This window comes from Picosynechococcus sp. PCC 7003 (genome assembly GCF_001693255.1).
In the GTDB taxonomy this organism is placed as follows: Bacteria; Cyanobacteriota; Cyanobacteriia; order Cyanobacteriales; family MRBY01; genus MRBY01.
In genome coordinates, this window is record NZ_CP016474.1 from 615,271 (window position 1) to 631,278 (window position 16,008).

Sequence of the window (16,008 nt, forward strand, 5' to 3'; positions counted from 1 at the left end):
CGAAATGTTCTGGGGAACGGATGTCGTAAAACGTTCTTAGCTTTTAATCAACGGCCCACCAACCGAAGCCAGGGCCAATGATCCGAACGGTGACCCACAGTACGACCATGAGCCCAATGCCAATCCAGGCACCTTTTGTGGTCAGATTGTAAGCTTGTTCTGCTTGGGTTTTGGTGAGGGGTAACCAGGGGTAAATGCGCTGTTCTTTACCATAGTTTTCCCCCATGGATTTCTTGCGGCGCTTTGCTTCTCCCATTGTCTTCTTGTCCTAACTGTTTGAATTGCTCGCATTGTGGGTACTGCGATCGCCATCATATCAAAGTGGCCCTCGGCGATCGCCTCTACAGAAATCAATTTAAAGCAACTTAATCAATTAAGGCCTTTAATAGCACTTCTGGGAGTGACATGGTCGTCATTTCATCAATGGTGATGGTATCGACAATATCAAACTTTGCCCCGGCCTGACCCAATTGATCATCGAGGGCTTTGAGATAGGCTTTGGCCTTGCGGTCTTGACCCACTTGAATGAGGGAGATGCCAATTTCTTCATCCCGTTCAATTTTATTGGCGGCATCGATAATCACCCGCATCACGGCTTTACTATCGTCCGGTTCCCCATCGGTAATCACTAAAAATGTTTCGCCGTTGGGTTTGGCTTCTCCTCGTTCTTTCCGTTGGAAGTAGTTATCGAGGGCATCTTGTAAAACGGCTGCCAAGTCCGTCCGTCCCATGGGCTCATTTTCAGCGTAAACTTGGGTCACCTTCTCGGCAGTGACATTGTCATAACGCCGGAACCGTCCCGAAAATAGGTAAACCGTAATGCCATCGGGGTCAATTTTTTCGCAGGTCTGGGCAAGGGCGAGGGTAGAGTCTTGGGCTGCATCCCAACGGGTTTTGTCAGAGGTGGGCAGATCGCAAGTGTACATACTGCCGCTTTTATCGATGATGAGGGTGTAGTCGCGATTTTCGACTAAGGAAATTTCTGAAAGATCTACCATGGGCCTTCTCCGTCACAGGTGGGGTTTTGGGATTCCCCTTGCTTTAGCCTAGCGAATTTCTCCCGAAAAAACGGGCTCAGTAACAATAGTTTTTGGACATTTCACAACAAATAAAGTCTGGTTAAAATGAGCCTAAAATTGTTTCTTTTTTGTTAATAATTGCGTTTTATTGACTCGTTCTCGCACAAAAGGTTTTTAAATCTTTCTTTTTCAAAAAATCCAGAGCATTTGCTCCTTTTTAACGGAGGCACGTAATTGCATTAAAGTCGGCAACTTGTTGGTGGGTCGGGGAAGCGGTTGTGCCGGGGCGGACGAGTTGTCGAGTTTGGCATCCGGCTTGGGCTGCCGCATCTAGTTCAGCAGGGACATCCGATAGAAATAGGATTGTCTCAGGGGGAAGTTGCACGGCCTGGGCGATCGCCTGGTAGGATTGCACATCTCGTTTTTGGCCGACCTTGAGATCAAAGAAGTAATTGAAGTAGCCTGTGAGATCGCCATAGTCAGAGTAACCGAACAGCAGTTTTTGGGCCTTAACCGAACCAGAAGAATAAATGCCCAACTGGATGCCCTCTTTTTGCCACTCTTTTAGTTTGGGCAATACATCTGGGTAAACATGACCCCGAAAATCCCCTTTCTTGTAGCCCTCTTCCCACAAAAAACCCTGCATTGCTTTGAGGGGCGCGACTTTACGGTCTGCCATTGACCATTGATGTAAGGCGGCGATCGCCCCGGCTTGATCCAGGGATTCTCCGGTTTCCGCGAAGGCTAAATCTTGCACCTGCTTGAGGATTGCGGCAATTTCTGGTTCCTCAGCACGGCTGACGATGCTTTGGATATTGTCCCGGAAGTAAGGAAACAACACATCAAAGACAAAACTCACAGAAGTCGTTGTGCCCTCAATGTCCATCAAGACAAACTGAATCATAGGGTGATGTCACGATATTGCTGTTCAACTTGGGAGCCAGTGTAGTGGGGCGTCCAACCGGCGGTGTCCGAGAAAATACGAATTGCTTTGACATTGGGCACTGGCCCCGCATCAAACCAGTGCTTGGTGCCCTGGGGGACAGAGATTAAATCACCAGCCTCGCAACAAACATTAAATACGGCTGTACCATCGAGATTAAACCAAAACAGACCCTGACCAGCGACAAAAAAACGCACTTCATCTTCCGAGTGGGTATGTTCTGCGAGAAATTTTTCGCGGATCGCCGGGTAATTTTCAATGCCACTATGAATATTCACCACATCGGCGCTTTGGTAACCATTAGCCACCATAAAAGGATCAAGCACTTCGGCATAGGCAGCGAGAATTTCTTCTTGGGAGGCATCTTGGGCGAGTTGTGCTGGCGTTTCCCATTGGTCAAACCAAATACCATGGCCCTTTAAAAAGTCTTTGATCGTAGCGGTATCGGTCAATGTTTGTTTCGATTCGGTCTGATATAACGTCGTCATCGGGCAGCCAAGGGGGGCGTGATTTTCAATTGCTCAAGCTCGCATTCTAACATGAACTCCCAAACCTCCAGATGACGTTTGGCGATCGCCATTGTTTCCCCCCAGGCATAGAGGCCATGTTTCGCAATCAAAAAGCCATAATTGCTTAACTCTTCTTGTCGTTGGGCGAGTTGTTGACAGAAGGCTTCCATGTTCTGGTCATTGGCAAAAATTGGTAAGGCGATCGCCGTTTCGTGGGTTGTCTGACCCGCAATTCCTTTAATCACCTCATAGCCCCTAAAGGTCACAGCCTGTTTCGAGGCAAACATCCCGGACAAGAGGGTTGCCGCCACTGAATGAGTATGTAACACAGAGGTGATCCCCGGAAAATTTTGGTAAATAAAGCAGTGAATTAACGTTTCCGCCGAAGGCTTAATCCCTTCGTAGGGGGGCAGAGGCAGACCCGCTGAATCTACCGCCATAAAATCTTCCGGTTGAAATTGAGATTTATCAATGCCACTGCGGGAGACAAAAATCACTTGATCTTCGCCTAAAAACGAATAATTCGTTGAAGTGGCCGGGGATTTTCCCTGGTGATGGAGTTGCCGCACCACAGCACATAGCCTTTCTTTTTGGGTCTGATTATCTAAAGACATTTGGGCACAAGTAAAGCGAAAAAATTAAAAGCAAATCTTAATATTTTACTGATTGATGTCATGGTTATCGAAACATTTCTGGCTACAGCTGGGACTTTATCTTTTCCATTGGAACTTTCTGGCCAAAATACCATTGCAGATAAGTGTTTTTACTCAATTTTTAGTTGCTTTCTTTGTTAATTGATGTTGCAATTTTAACCATTCATTCTCATAAATCGTTTAAAACCAGAACATGATGCTGACTACAATCAGTCATCGTTTAGCTAAAAACAAAAATAAAGATAAAAAAACGATTAATGATGGATAACGAAATTAAAAAATACCGGATGGTTTGCACTCTGACCTTTGGCGATATTTACGGGCAAATTATTGTTTGGCTAATTGTCATTTTCCTTAGCCTTGCAACGACCCTCGCTCTCTGGAGTGCAACCCGACAAGTTTATGCCCTGGCCACCGTCGCCCTTGTCGTTGTCTTATCTTTACCCTTTCTCCTGTTTGCCTTTGTGACAACGTTGCTCAATCACATCGAATTCGTGCCCATGGGCGAAGCTGAATCTTCTAAAACTTTCTCAAGCCGTCGCACATCTTCTTCTACGAATCCGGCAACGGCAAGCTAGGGAATTACTTGGATTAATTACAAAGACGGTGGCCCAGGTAACCTAGGCAAAGATAATAAGAGCCTTTTGCTAAATCGCCCCACAAAATAGGGGTCATCGTGGTTGTAGGCTTTTATTTAGTCAGTAAAAGAAAAAATTCTAGGGGCTTCTGGGGAGACTTAATAGAATGACGGTACAGAATCTAGGGAGATCACAGGGGCGCTACTGAAGCGTTTACTTAAGCGCAATTGATTACCGGTGGCGTTCCAATGGACTTGATCGAAAATCTGATAGAGCAAACAGAGACCGCGGCCGCATTCATCTTCTTCGGGGGGAAGGAGATCCTCATCTAATTGACAACATTGAGCCTGGCGGTCAAATCCCTTGCCCTCGTCGGTGATGATCCAAGAGCATTGTTCTGCCCCCATGTAGAAATGAACAATGACTTTTTTGCTGGGATCTAGTCGATTACCATGTTTGGCCGCATTAATTAGCGCTTCCTGAAGGCCGAGCTGGACTTCATAACGCCAGTCACTGGGAATACGGTCTAGGAGAAGATCGAGAATCGGGACTAGGTAGAGGGTAGAGGCAAAACTGAGGGTCGTCCAATGGGATTTTAGCGGCGGCAATGAAATCGCGATCACAGTTAATGCTCCTTTGGGGATGTGCGCAGGGATGAACGGGGAAAACTGGGCTCAGCGGGTTGGTTTATGGCATCAACCCAAAAAGTAGCGGTCACAACATAGTTTGTTTGCCTGTAGGAAATCCCGAACGATCTTGTCGTGGTTTCTGCCTTGTATTATACAAAAAATTTTAGGTTTCCACGAAATTCAAGAGAACGGCGCATTCGACATGGGGGGTTTGGGGAAAGAAGTCGGCGGGCTGTACCCACTGGATTTGGTACTGTTGGCTGGCACAAAGGTGTTTGAGGTCGCGGGCGAGGGTCGCAGGGTTGCAACTGATATAAATAATTTGCTTGGGTTTGCTGTGGAGGAGGGTGTCGAGCACTTGGCGATCGCATCCTTTACGCGGGGGATCAAGGAGCACGATATCGGCATTAACATCCAGATCGGGCAGAACTGATTCCACGGTGCCAGCATGGAATTCTGCATTATGGATATCGTTGTGGTGGGCATTTTCCCAGGCCTGCTGGATAGAACTCCCTTGAACTTCAATGCCGATCGCCTGTTTGACTTTCTGTGCCAGGGGCAAGGTAAAAGTTCCCACACCACAGTAGGTATCGATCAGGATTTCTTCACCGGTGAAGGTGAGTTGTTGGGTGATTGCCTCTAGGAGGACTTCGGCGGCACTGGTATTGACTTGAAAAAAGGTTTCGGGCCGCAGCTTGAGGGTTAGCCCCGCAAAAATTTCTTCGAGGTAGGGACGACCGGCGATCGCCTTTGTGGTGTCGCCCCAGATGAGGTTGCCTTTTTTCGGGTTTTCGTTAAGGCAGACCCCCACGAGACCGGGATATTCTTCGAGCCAGGCTTCAGCTTGGGTTTCTAGGTTTACCAAATCAGCACTGGTTGAGATTAAAGTGAGCAGCATTTCCCCAGTGCGCTGGCCGATGCGGAGGGCGAGGTGGCGTAATTTGCCCTGGTGTTTGGCTTCGTTGTAGATCGACCAGCCTTGGTTTTGGATATCAATTTTGATGTTACCCAGGAGGGGATTCAGGCGCGAATCCTGTACCGGGCACTGGTTGAGGTTAATCAGTTGGTGGCTGCCTTTGCGGTAATAACCGGCTTGCACATTGCCCATGCTGCTGGAACGACCAAGGGGATAGGTGGCCTTATTGCGATAACCCAATGGCCCATCACCGCTCAGGATCGGTTGAATGTCGAGATCCTGAAAACCACCGATACGCTGGAGGGCCTGTTGAATTTCGTTGGTTTTGACCTGTTGCTGTAGCGAATCTTCGACCTGAAGCCACTGACAGCCACCGCATTTGTCGGCAACGATACAGGGGGGACGCCGCCGTTCTGGGGCTGGTTCTAAAACTTTTTGCAATTGACCGATGGCGTATTGGCGCTTGAGACGCACGATCCGCACCTGGAGGCGATCGCCTGGCACTGTATCCGGCACAAACACGACTTGCTCCCCGTGGCGACCGACCCCAGCCCCCTGGCTATTAAGGTCATGGATGGAGAGTTCAATGAGATCGCCTTGGTGCATGGTGATAAATTCGCGTTCAAAGTGCCTTCACACTTTAGCCTTTCTTGCGGTCGATCATGCAGTTTTTCCCTAGAGGGTCGAGAAATAAGCCTGGGCTTCGCTTGGATTTGGGACCATGGTGCGATCGCCCACTTGCCAATCAACGGGACAAACTTCATTGTGATTGGTTTGGACGTGCTGAATCGCTTGGAGCACCCGGAGGGTTTCGTCAATGCTGCGACCAAAGGAAAAATTATTCACGGTGATGTGTTGAATCATCCCTTCTGGATCAATGATAAAAAGTCCCCGCAGGGCGATCCCCGCTTCCGGTTCCAGGACACCGTAGGCCGTACTAATGGTTTTGTTTAAATCAGAAACTAGGGGAAAGGTCAAATCTCCCACCCCGCCCAGTTTGCGGTCTGTTTGGATCCAGGCTAAATGTGCAAATTCACTATCTACGGAAACACCCAATACTTCCGTATTAAGTTTTTGAAATTCCCCGTGGCGATCGCTAAAGGCCCCCACCTCCGTCGGACAAACAAAGGTGAAATCGAGGGGATAGAAAAACAGCACCACATATTGCCCCTGATAGTCGGACAGCTTAATGGTTTTGAACTCTTGGTCAATGACGGCGGTGGCGGTAAAGTCCGGTGCCAATTGTCCCACTTGTGCGGCCATGGTTGTCGTGTTCCAATGCAGAATCTTTCCCCAAGGTATCACACCGCTTTACGCCTCTGGGACAAACAAAACTGAGTCACAAAACGCCCTGGGCCTTGAGGGTTTGCACCACAGACCAGGCTTTTGGGAGTTTCCCCTGGAGGAGTGCTGAGACGCCGGCGATCGCCTGAATTTCCGGAATATCTCCTAATTCATCTAAAACCGGTGTAATGGCCAATTCCGCCTGTCTGGGTTCCCAACGGTAAAGATGCACGAAGGCAATGTAAGCATTCACCCAGGGATCGTCCGGGGTCAGTTGTTGCAGTTGAGTCAGGGTCTCGATGGTGGCCTGGGATTCCTCCTGGAGGGCATGGGCTAGGGTTTTCGCCCAATACCAATCCCGCAGTTGGGGCAAATTAGTCGCATTGGCAGGCGTTTGGGTGAGGCGATAGGCGAGACTATCTTCCACTTGCTGTAAATAATCCTGGACTGGATCATATTGATTTAATCGCTCCACGTGGGCAAATAATGGCTCTAACCCCGCAATGCCTTCACCAAGTTGGGGGGCAATTTCCCGCAGTTGGGTCAGCCAATCTAAGGCCACCAATTGCGTTGGCGTTAAGGCTTCACCAGTGGCCGGCGAAATTTCTACAGTGACCGTCGGTTGCTTTAAGGGGCGAGTGTCCCCGGTGGCCGGATCGAGATACTGGGCTTCTAAGGTGTAACGGCCCGGTGGTAAATCCGCTGGGGGTAAGGTGGCGGTGCGTTCAATAATTTCTAAGCGATCGCCTTTATTGGCCGAATCTTTCCGCAGCATCCCGAAGGCGAAGCGATGATCCTGAATCCAAAACCGTTCTCCATTTGACCAAGTCAGTAAGGCGATTCCCTGGGCGAAATCCTCACGATTCCCCGACCAAGTGTAGGTGATGGGGAGAGGTTGGCCGGCGATCGCCTCCGAGGCCATCTCTATTTTTTGTAATGTTATTGGGCCTATCCCCTGGGTTGTGTTGACCGAAACCAGGGGTTGGCGACGATGATAAAGCTTGAGTTGGTCTTGATCCGGCAGTGGCCAACTCCCCTGGAGCAGAAAATCGGGATCATTACCTAAACTCGCAGCAAGGGCCAACTGATCCGCGTTACGGTGGGGATCTTCCCCAGTTTTTATTAAAAACCAGTCAAAGGATTCTTTATCTTGGGCCAACTGTTCTGGGGTATTGCCCAAATTTCTGCCGTAGACCTGAAAATCTCGCAGGGCGCCATAGTAATTCAGCGTGTGATTATTGGCGATCGCCACCCCAGGGATGACACCCAAGTTGCTTCTTAAATTTGGAGTTTCCTGAATAATTTCCTGGATGATTTCTGGGTGGGGATAGGTCTGCCGGTCAGGATAATTAGGGTTGGGCACCAGTCCTGCAATCACCGGAACAGGAAATAATTGCATTAGCCAAAAAATTGTAGCTAAACTGATCGTCCCCCAACGCACCGGTTGCCACTTACCACGCCATTGGGTGAGACCGTACCCCAAGAAAACCGCCACAATTGGCAGATAGGGCATGATATAGCGAGTGTCTTTGTTATAGAAGCCAGAAAAAATGAGATAGGAGGCCCCAAAATAAATGCCGAGCCACATCAAACTTTCCTTTTCCGGTAAACCATAAACGGTCTTGCGGGAGGGAAGTTTTTTAGCTAGATGTAAAATCAATCCCACAATGGGTGGCAAAAGAAGCATCCAAGAGACCGCACTGGGAAGATCTTTCCAGTAATAGATCCAGGCTGCAAGGGTATTTAATTTGGGATCGCCTTCAGCGGCTGGGGCAATGTCGTTAACAACTTCAAAGAGGCTAAAAATATAGATAAAGTTTGTGCTATACCAACCCAGCCAAATGGGTAAAGAAGTTATGCCGCTAACCACAAGTTGCAGCAAGTCTTCCCACTTTTTTCTTCTGAAGTTGCTGGCGATCGCCCAACAGAGGGGAATAAAAAGAAAAAATAGGCAACTCTGTTTGGTCAGCATGGCCAACCCCAAGCAAAAACCAAAGGCGATCGCCCAACCCCATTGAACACTTCTTTTTTCAGCAAAATACCAATGGGTTAGACAAGTAAAACTCGCCACCGTCGTCACAACTAAGGTGTAATCGGTAATGTAATGGAGCCGGAACAGAAAAATCCGGGGCATCAGCAGGGTGATTGCAGCGGCATAACAGCCCACAGTTGGGTTAAACAAGCGTTTCCCAAGGCTAAAAACGGCCCAAATCAGCACCCCAGTTAACAAGAGATTCATTAACAAAGCCTGATCATTACCCTGGCCAAAAAGCATTTGAAAAGGGGCCGCAAGGATATAGGGTAACGGTGGATATTTTGTTGAGACTTGCCAAAACTCTTGCCAACCGGGAAAGTGACGGATATTTTCGACAAAATTCAAACTGCCTGTGAGGTGATTCGATTGATCCCAGGCCGGCACCGTATGATCCAGATTCAACCACAGGCGATCGCCGAGGTTAATCCCCAACCACAACCCCAATAAAACTAACCCAGTCTTCCAAGGCGCTCTGGGTGATTTTGCGACCTGATCCTGCAATGTTGAAATTCTCCTGATGGATTTCCCCTAGCTGCAATGTATCGGAAAAAATCTCTCAAGGTAAAGCTTCTCTTTATCCTTGCCATAGACAAAAATAATTTCTCAAATCACCATACCTTGCTTGACCATTGGGGCACTACGATAAAATAATCCCCAAGCAAATCATCACCACAACAAACCCATGCCCTTTGATATCCCCTTCGAAACTCTCCTTATTGCCACCCTCTATCTCAGCCTCAGCGTAACCTACCTGCTCGTTTTACCCGCTGGCCTTTACTTTTACCTCAATAACCGTTGGTATGTCGCTAGTTCCATCGAGCGACTCGTCATGTATTTCTTCGTTTTCTTCCTGTTCCCTGGGATGCTACTCCTAAGCCCTTTCCTCAATTTCCGCCCCCGCCGTCGCGAAGTCTAAGGCTTTGCTGAGTGAATTTTCCCATCCTTGCCAACTTCTCCCCCTAAAACCATGCGACGCATTGATATCCTGGCCATCAGTTTCGGTATTTTCATCGTGGGTGGACTGCTCTATGGCGGCCTCAAAGTTGCAGGCCTCGAAAGTTTAGATGCGGGGATCTGGTCTCAAGCGTTGCTGGTGATTGTGGTGTTTGTCTGGGTGGGAACCTATCTGTTTCGGGTAGGGACTCGCAATATGACCTTTCATCAACAGCGGCGGGATTATGAAGAAGCAGCCCTACAACGGCGTTTAGATGAGATGAGCCCAGAAGAATTAGCCCAACTCCAGGCAGAACTTGAGGCCACGGAGGATCAAACTTCACCAAAAAAGTAACGGCAATCTTTACCGAAGGGGGAGTTGGGGACGTACAATAACCCCTTGTGTGTTTTTATCGAACAAAATCATGACCTCTGTTGCTGAACGTTTCCGATCCCTCAAACAGGCGGGCCAATGTGCGCTGATCCCCTTCATTACAGCAGGCGACCCAGATTTGGAAACGACGGAACAGGCCCTCAGAGTTTTAGATGCAGCTGGGGCCGATTTTATTGAACTCGGCGTCCCCTATTCTGATCCCCTCGCCGATGGGCCGACCATTCAAGCGGCAGCAACCAGAGCCTTGAGTCGGGGCGTCACCCTTGAGCAAGTTTTAGCGATCGTGGAACGAGTCCATGGGCAGTTAACGGCGCCGATTATTTTATTTACTTACTACAATCCGATTTTTTATCGGGGTATTGATGCTTTTATGGCCCAGGTGGCGGCGGCAGGGGTCAAGGGATTGGTGATCCCGGATCTCCCCCTAGAAGAATCCCAGATGGTGCTGGATGCCGCAACGAACCATGGTCTTGATTTGATTTTATTGGTAGCGCCGACCAGTCCAACGGAACGAATCGAGGCGATCGCCAAAGCGTCCCAGGGTTTCATTTACCTCGTGAGTGTGACGGGGGTGACGGGGGCGAGAACTTCTGTGGCCAGCCGTGTGGGGGAATTGTTGCCTAAGTTACGGCAAGTGACAGACAAGCCCATTGGGGTTGGTTTTGGGGTTTCGGATCCGGCCCAGGCGAAACAGCTAAAGGACTGGGGCGCGGATGGAGTGATCGTCGGTAGTGCGGTGGTAAAACGCCTTGCAACGGGAACTCCCGCCGAAGGTTTAGCGGCAGTAAAAGAATTTTGTGAGTCCCTCAAGGAGGCGATCGCCTAACGATTGGTAGATTAGGAAAATTAGGTCATTGGGGGTCAGTGACGTCTAAGGCTCCCCGAATGATGACGACTGTGCGGTTTGTCCCCTTGGCGATCGCCTCAGGAATATTCCCATGGAGTGCCTTTTGGAACAAACTTTCTCGGCTTGCGCCCAGAATCACCAGGTCATAGGTTTCTTCTTTGATCAAGCGAATCAAACTGTCAGCAATGTGGGACGAGCGAATGGGTAGAGGAATAATGGGAATTTCTACCAGGGGATTTAAGGCTCGCTTGGCTTTGATGAGCAGCGGAAAATGTTGGGGGCGTTGTTGGGGTTGATAGACCTGACAGAGGCAAATTTGGGACGGCAGAGCATAGCGCACCACCTCTGGGGATAGGTGTAAGAGTGCTGGGATAAATTCCTGGGCGCGCTCTGCGTTGGGGCCGCCGGCAATGGGCACTAGGGCACGAATTTTTCCTGGTTGGGGCCTAAACTGGAGGGGATGGGCATGGCTCGTTTTCACCAGAATCACATCGCAGGGCACTTTTTTCACGAGATATTCCATCACACTACCGAACAGTTGCCCCCCTGGGTGGCGATCGCCTTGCCAACCCAGGATTAATCCCTGATCTTTGCTCGAAATTTCCTGGAGGATTGCCCCGGCCACATCGTAGGCGAGGATTACTTGGGTGTGGATCGAAATTCCCAATGTTTCCCCGAGGCGCTCCAGTTTTTCCATCAAATGCCGTTCTGGATAGGTGTTCATGTGGGCATCGGTGAGGGGATAGGTTGTCGCCACCTGCACCACATTGAGGCAATAAACCATGGCATTTTTTTCCTTGGCAATGGCCGCCGCGAAGGTGATGAGGGCCTCGGCAGTATTAGGGTTGGCGATCGCCACCCAGAGTTTGCGCTTGTAATTGTCGCTGGTGTGGGTTTGATAAACACAATAGGAAGGCGTACGCTGTACGGCGTGGTGACTTTTCCCAAGGAGCTCCTGGGCCTCGGCCCGAATAATATCCGAACGGGTAATAATGCCCTGGAGCTGATCGTTATCGACCACGGGCAGGCGGGAAATTTGGTAGCGATTGAGCAGGTACAACACATCACTGAGGGAGGCCTGGGGGGATACCGTAATCACCTTACGTTGCATCACCTGGGCCACCGTTAAATTCTTTCCCTGGGCTGCCATTTGGGCCAGATCCCCCTGGGTGACAATGCCAACGAGTTTACCCTGCTTTAAAACTGGAAAACCCCGGTGCGGTGATTCGGACAGGATGGGGACTAAATCTTTTAAGTTGAGGTGGCTTTCGAGGGTTTCCACCTCCGGTTGCATCACCTGGGCGGCGGTGAGATCCGTTAACACCTGGGGATTTTTTTCCTCCTCTAGGTGAATGCCACTGGCTTCCAGGAGATATTCATAGATTGAACCTTTAAAAATACTTTCAGCTACGATAAGCGCCGTCACCGAAGCCAGCATCAAGGGGAGGACTAAATTAAAATCCGTGGTCAGCTCAAAGACAATCACAATCGCGGTTACCGGCACCCGCGCTACCCCTGTAAAGAAGGCCCCCATCCCGGCTAAAGCATAGGTATATTGGGTTGCCTCTGGCACAAAGATCTCGGCACAGGTGCCCACCAGATAACCGAGGGCCGTGCCTAAAACGAGGGTCGGCGCAAACAGCCCCCCCGGTGCTCCGGAGCCATAGGCAATCAAACTTAGGAAAAAATGGGCGACAAAGGCGATCGCAATTATCTGCCAGCCCGCATCCCCCGTGAGCAAAAAATCCCGTAGCCCGGCATTGTCCCGGAAAAAAGGTGGCAAAAACGCGACCACAGTCCCAGAAATCGCCCCGGCGATCGCCATCCGTACCCCCAAGCTCAAGCGGAGACGACGATTAAACCCCAAAACCGTTAAGATCCCGCGATTAAATAAAGCCCCTAAAACCCCGGCCAAGCCCCCCAACAGCAAATACCAGGGAATTTCTGCCAGATAAAAATTACTTTGATTCGCCGCATTGAGCAGTTCTGCGGGCAGATTCAGATCCGAGGTACCAAACCAGCGAGAGACCACCGATCCGGTAAAAGAAGCAACGATCGCCGTTTCTAGAGTCAACCCTGACATATCCCGCATCAGTTCTTCGACCACGAACAGCACCCCGGCAATGGGGGTATTAAATCCCGCCGCTAAACCCGCCGCTGCCCCTGCCGCAATCATTTGGCGTCGGTGGTTTGGGGTTGTCGGCAGCCATTGACTGAGTTGGGCCGCGAGGGCTGCACCAATATGCACACTGGGGCCGCGCCGTCCGAGGGTCAGGCCGCCACCCAGAACCAAGATCGTGCCAATGGATTTAGCCAAAGCCACCTTCCAGTTCAGTGGCAAGGGAAATTGGGCCAGGACAACCTTGACCTGGGGGACGCCGCCCCCCTTGGCTTCTGGGGCAAAGGTTTCTAGGAGATAGCCCGCCAACCAGCCGCAAACCACCCCAAATAGAGGCAGGATGAACCAGGCGCCGTATTGACGACTTAGGATGACCCGATATCCCCCCACAAAACCAATACCTTGTTTGAGGAAAAGGGCCGCCAAGCCGGAGATGACGCCAATGAGACAGGCTTCGATTAATAAATAGTTATTGTTTAAGCTGTGCTGGCCTAAGGCTCGAAAAATCCACCAATTTCGCACAGAAGCCATGGCGATCGCCCGTAAGATGCTTCAAAAGATTCAGAAACGCTAGTTTCAGCTTTCCTTTAGCAGATTAGCACGATCTTTACCATGGGCCTTTCAGGAAAATTTTTGACAAATTTCAGCCCAAATCATCGGCAAAAAAAACCCTGACCTTGGCAGATCAGGTGATGCATTTCAGTGATGTAAAAGCTAATTAGCAATGCGCCCAGTTTTTAACGGGGCAAGGCATATTTAAAATCAGTGGAACCCTCGTAATTAGAGAGTTCAGCCAATCGTTGTAGCGCTTGGGTGCCGGCATAACGTTCCCCATTGATCTCCCAGGTGGGGAATCCTTCTAGGCCAGCGGCAGCACAAACATCAGGTTGGCCATTTTTGCCTTCGGGGGCACATTCGATATAGGGCACTTTGGCAAAGGCTTCCTTCCCAAATAACTGTTTTTGTTCGTAGCAGTGGGGACACCAGTAAGCACCATATTCTTTTGCCCCAATTTCTGTGAGGTGTTCGGCCAATGCCATTTCTGCGGGGCCGGAGGTGGTGGTAATTTCCCAACCGGTCGGCGGTTCGGGGGCACGGTTGGGGACTTGGGTAATAATTTCTTGGCCCTGGTCATTGAGCACAGGGGCGCTGCCTTGGATGTTGCGTTCGATGCTGTTGTATAAACCAAGGGTACCGAGGGCGGTAATGATCGCCACCACAAAAATGGTGAGGAACACTTCGCCCCAATCGTCCCAAAAGCGACCAAAGAGGGTTAAGAGTAAAAAACTCGCGGCAAAGGTGGCTGAGGTGATGCAATAGAGACAAACGCCACCAATTTTCGCAAAGAGAATATACATCAGGTAGGCACTAAACAGGCTCATGGCGGTGGCACCAATGAGCAGAAAGAGCCATGTCCAATCTTCGTATTTGTTCCGCAGTTTTTTGTTGTCTTCGGGATTAATCGCCAGGGGCGCTAGGGAAAAACCAGCCATGGCGAGATAGGCGATCGCCCCAAACAGCGACAAGGGCAAACCAAAAACAAAGGCATAGGGACTAGAAAGTACATCACTACAGCTCGCTGCTGCTTCTGTACCACAGGCCACCTCTGCCCCGAAAAGTTTCGAGATCGTGAGGTAGCTGGTGAGCAAAAAGCCAATGATGGCGATCGCCCCGATGATGGGACGGGACCACTGATGGATCCAGGGTTGAGAACGTCGGCGTACCATAGCGCGTCTAAAAAATCCCAAGCAATAAATTGTCTACATCGTGAGCTACTCCTCCCTGCTAAAGCGAGGAAGAAGCTTCCTACCCAAAGAACTGCTTTCTATCCCGAAGGATAACGAGTCTTACATTCTGGCGATAGGCGGAAAACCCTCGTTCCGAAGGCCGAAAAGCTTTTCTTGCAACACTGCCCGTTTAGCTTGGTTTTCGCTTAGGGAAACGTGGTCAAGATTTTCATATCGTAGCAGAAGTCAGACTCGCTTTCTGTTACTGAGCCTGTCGAAGTAGCCTGCGTGCGAGGAAGTGGAATTCCCGCTTGTGTTAGTTAAACCTGTGGGGTGGCGGGTTGCAGTTGGCTGACTAAATGGCGCAGTTCCGGCAAAATGAGTTTTTCCATGGCTAACCGCACCGCCCCCGTCGATCCGGGTAGGGAAAATAAAATCATCCCCCGATAGGTGCCTGCCACCGCCCGGGAGGCGATCGCCCTAGAGCCAATTTCCTCATAACTCAAGGCCCGGAAAATTTCCCCGAACCCCGGCAAGGTTTTTTCTAAATGTTTGGCTAGCATATCGTAGGTGTTATCCCGGTGGGCGATGCCCGTGCCGCCATTGAAAATTAAGGCCTCTAAATTTGTATGGGCGAGGTGCTCTAAACGATGGGCGATCGCCTCTGGATCATCTTTAATCACCTCATAATCCCCGATTTCATGGCCTGCCGCTGTGAGCAGTGCTTGAATTAACTGGCCACTTTTGTCCGTTTCTGGCGATCGCGTATCACTGACAGTGATCACCCCACAACGGACAACACGCGCAGCAGAATCAGGATGAGGTTGCAGCATGATCAGCAAAGATGATTAACAATGGTGGTGACAACAAACCCTTACAGGAGAAGTAAAAAAATGCTAGACGAACAGGCCAAAAAAACAATGCTCCTCCACATTCCCCACGCATTATATATCTGCGGTGTGCGGGATGGGGACGAGATGAATGGCTTTACCGCCAGTTGGGTGATGCAAGGTTCCTTTAAGCCCCCCCTCGTGGTCAACTGTGTCCGCTCCGATTCCGGTTCCCACGCCATGCTCAAAAAAACCGGCGTCTTTTCCCTGAGTTTCCTCGACGACTCCCAGAAGGATATGGCCGCTAATTTCTTCAAACCCAAACGCCGAGTCGGTAACAAGTTTGAAGATGTGGAATTTTACGAAGGGGCCGAAACTGGCTGTCCAGTGATCAAGGATTCCCTTGGCTATGTGGAATGCAAAGTGGTGGGGGCCGTTGAACAGGGCGATCACACCGTCTTTGTGGGCGAAGTGATCGGCGCTGGGGTACACCGGGAAGGCAAAATCCTCGACCTAGCCAGCACAGGCTGGAGTTACGGCGGCTAAAACAAGCTCCATTTTGTCGCAAACCGACCGATACCTTTTAACAAAA

Annotated in this window: 17 protein-coding genes; 5 read left to right on the forward strand and 12 right to left on the reverse strand. The window is 50.1% G+C overall.

Going from position 1 to position 16,008, the window contains the following annotated elements; genetic code table 11:
- Positions 1–43: 43 nt before the first annotated feature.
- The 5 genes from AWQ21_RS02885 to mtnB form a co-directional block, all read right to left on the reverse strand.
- Positions 44–256, reverse strand: a complete 213-nt coding sequence (locus AWQ21_RS02885) for a DUF2839 domain-containing protein (protein WP_065713240.1) — start codon at positions 254–256, stop codon at positions 44–46.
- Between the two features lie 109 nt (positions 257–365).
- Positions 366–998, reverse strand: a complete 633-nt coding sequence (locus AWQ21_RS02890) for a VWA domain-containing protein (protein WP_065713241.1) — start codon at positions 996–998, stop codon at positions 366–368.
- A gap of 238 nt (positions 999–1,236) precedes the next feature.
- Positions 1,237–1,923 carry an acireductone synthase gene (gene mtnC, locus AWQ21_RS02895; RefSeq protein WP_065713242.1) on the reverse strand — a complete coding sequence of 229 codons (687 nt, stop codon included), beginning with the start codon at positions 1,921–1,923 and terminating at the stop codon, positions 1,237–1,239.
- Positions 1,920–2,450 carry an acireductone dioxygenase gene (locus AWQ21_RS02900; protein ID WP_065713243.1) on the reverse strand — a complete coding sequence of 177 codons (531 nt, stop codon included), beginning with the start codon at positions 2,448–2,450 and terminating at the stop codon, positions 1,920–1,922. Before AWQ21_RS02900 ends, mtnC begins: the two co-directional genes overlap by 4 nt.
- Positions 2,447–3,085 carry a methylthioribulose 1-phosphate dehydratase gene (gene mtnB / locus AWQ21_RS02905; RefSeq protein ID WP_065713244.1) on the reverse strand — a complete coding sequence of 213 codons (639 nt, stop codon included), beginning with the start codon at positions 3,083–3,085 and terminating at the stop codon, positions 2,447–2,449. The genes AWQ21_RS02900 and mtnB overlap by 4 nt, the downstream gene beginning before the upstream one ends.
- A 299-nt stretch (positions 3,086–3,384) precedes the next feature.
- Here mtnB and AWQ21_RS02915 point away from each other — a divergent pair, with 299 nt between their 5' ends.
- Complete coding sequence (locus AWQ21_RS02915; RefSeq protein ID WP_065715194.1) at positions 3,385–3,702, forward strand: hypothetical protein; 318 nt, start codon at positions 3,385–3,387, stop codon at positions 3,700–3,702.
- Between the two features lie 158 nt (positions 3,703–3,860).
- Here AWQ21_RS02915 and AWQ21_RS02920 read toward each other — a convergent pair whose 3' ends face one another.
- The 4 genes from AWQ21_RS02920 to AWQ21_RS02935 form a co-directional block, all read right to left on the reverse strand.
- Entirely contained in the window at positions 3,861–4,325 is a 465-nt protein-coding gene (locus AWQ21_RS02920; RefSeq protein WP_065713246.1) for an anti-sigma regulatory factor, read from the reverse strand.
- 169 nt (positions 4,326–4,494) lie between these two features.
- A complete protein-coding gene (rlmD, locus tag AWQ21_RS02925; protein WP_065713247.1) occupies positions 4,495–5,853 on the reverse strand; it encodes a 23S rRNA (uracil(1939)-C(5))-methyltransferase RlmD in 1,359 nt (452 codons plus the stop codon).
- Positions 5,854–5,922: 69 nt separating this feature from the next.
- The gene (locus tag AWQ21_RS02930) at positions 5,923–6,510 is read right to left on the reverse strand and encodes a peroxiredoxin (RefSeq protein WP_065713248.1); all 588 of its coding nucleotides are present in this window, start codon (positions 6,508–6,510) and stop codon (positions 5,923–5,925) included.
- Positions 6,511–6,586: 76 nt separating this feature from the next.
- Positions 6,587–9,067, reverse strand: coding sequence for a glycosyltransferase family 39 protein (locus AWQ21_RS02935; protein ID WP_065713249.1), 2,481 nt, complete (start codon positions 9,065–9,067; stop codon positions 6,587–6,589).
- 181 nt (positions 9,068–9,248) lie between these two features.
- Here AWQ21_RS02935 and ndhL point away from each other — a divergent pair, with 181 nt between their 5' ends.
- The 3 genes from ndhL to trpA all read left to right on the forward strand — a co-directional run bounded on the left by ndhL (position 9,249) and on the right by trpA (position 10,719).
- Positions 9,249–9,482 carry an NAD(P)H-quinone oxidoreductase subunit L gene (gene ndhL / locus AWQ21_RS02940; protein ID WP_065713250.1) on the forward strand — a complete coding sequence of 78 codons (234 nt, stop codon included), beginning with the start codon at positions 9,249–9,251 and terminating at the stop codon, positions 9,480–9,482.
- Between the two features lie 51 nt (positions 9,483–9,533).
- Positions 9,534–9,854: a DUF3007 family protein gene (locus tag AWQ21_RS02945; protein WP_030005830.1), complete on the forward strand. Its 321-nt coding sequence runs from the start codon at positions 9,534–9,536 to the stop codon at positions 9,852–9,854.
- Positions 9,855–9,924: 70 nt separating this feature from the next.
- Positions 9,925–10,719 (forward strand): tryptophan synthase subunit alpha, encoded by a 795-nt coding sequence (gene trpA, locus AWQ21_RS02950; RefSeq protein WP_065713251.1) that lies wholly within the window; start codon positions 9,925–9,927, stop codon positions 10,717–10,719.
- 25 nt (positions 10,720–10,744) lie between these two features.
- Here the strand turns inward: trpA and AWQ21_RS02955 are convergent, their stop codons facing one another.
- From AWQ21_RS02955 to AWQ21_RS02965, 3 genes are all read right to left on the reverse strand, one after another.
- Complete coding sequence (locus AWQ21_RS02955; protein WP_065713252.1) at positions 10,745–13,390, reverse strand: chloride channel protein; 2,646 nt, start codon at positions 13,388–13,390, stop codon at positions 10,745–10,747.
- A gap of 206 nt (positions 13,391–13,596) precedes the next feature.
- A complete protein-coding gene (locus AWQ21_RS02960) occupies positions 13,597–14,586 on the reverse strand; it encodes a vitamin K epoxide reductase family protein (RefSeq protein WP_065713253.1) in 990 nt (329 codons plus the stop codon).
- A 320-nt stretch (positions 14,587–14,906) separates the two neighbouring features.
- Positions 14,907–15,419 carry a molybdenum cofactor biosynthesis protein B gene (locus AWQ21_RS02965; RefSeq protein WP_065713254.1) on the reverse strand — a complete coding sequence of 171 codons (513 nt, stop codon included), beginning with the start codon at positions 15,417–15,419 and terminating at the stop codon, positions 14,907–14,909.
- 60 nt (positions 15,420–15,479) lie between these two features.
- Here AWQ21_RS02965 and AWQ21_RS02970 point away from each other — a divergent pair, with 60 nt between their 5' ends.
- On the forward strand, positions 15,480–15,962 hold the full coding sequence (locus AWQ21_RS02970) for a flavin reductase family protein (RefSeq protein ID WP_012306197.1): 483 nt from the start codon (positions 15,480–15,482) through the stop codon (positions 15,960–15,962).
- Positions 15,963–16,008 lie beyond the last annotated feature (46 nt).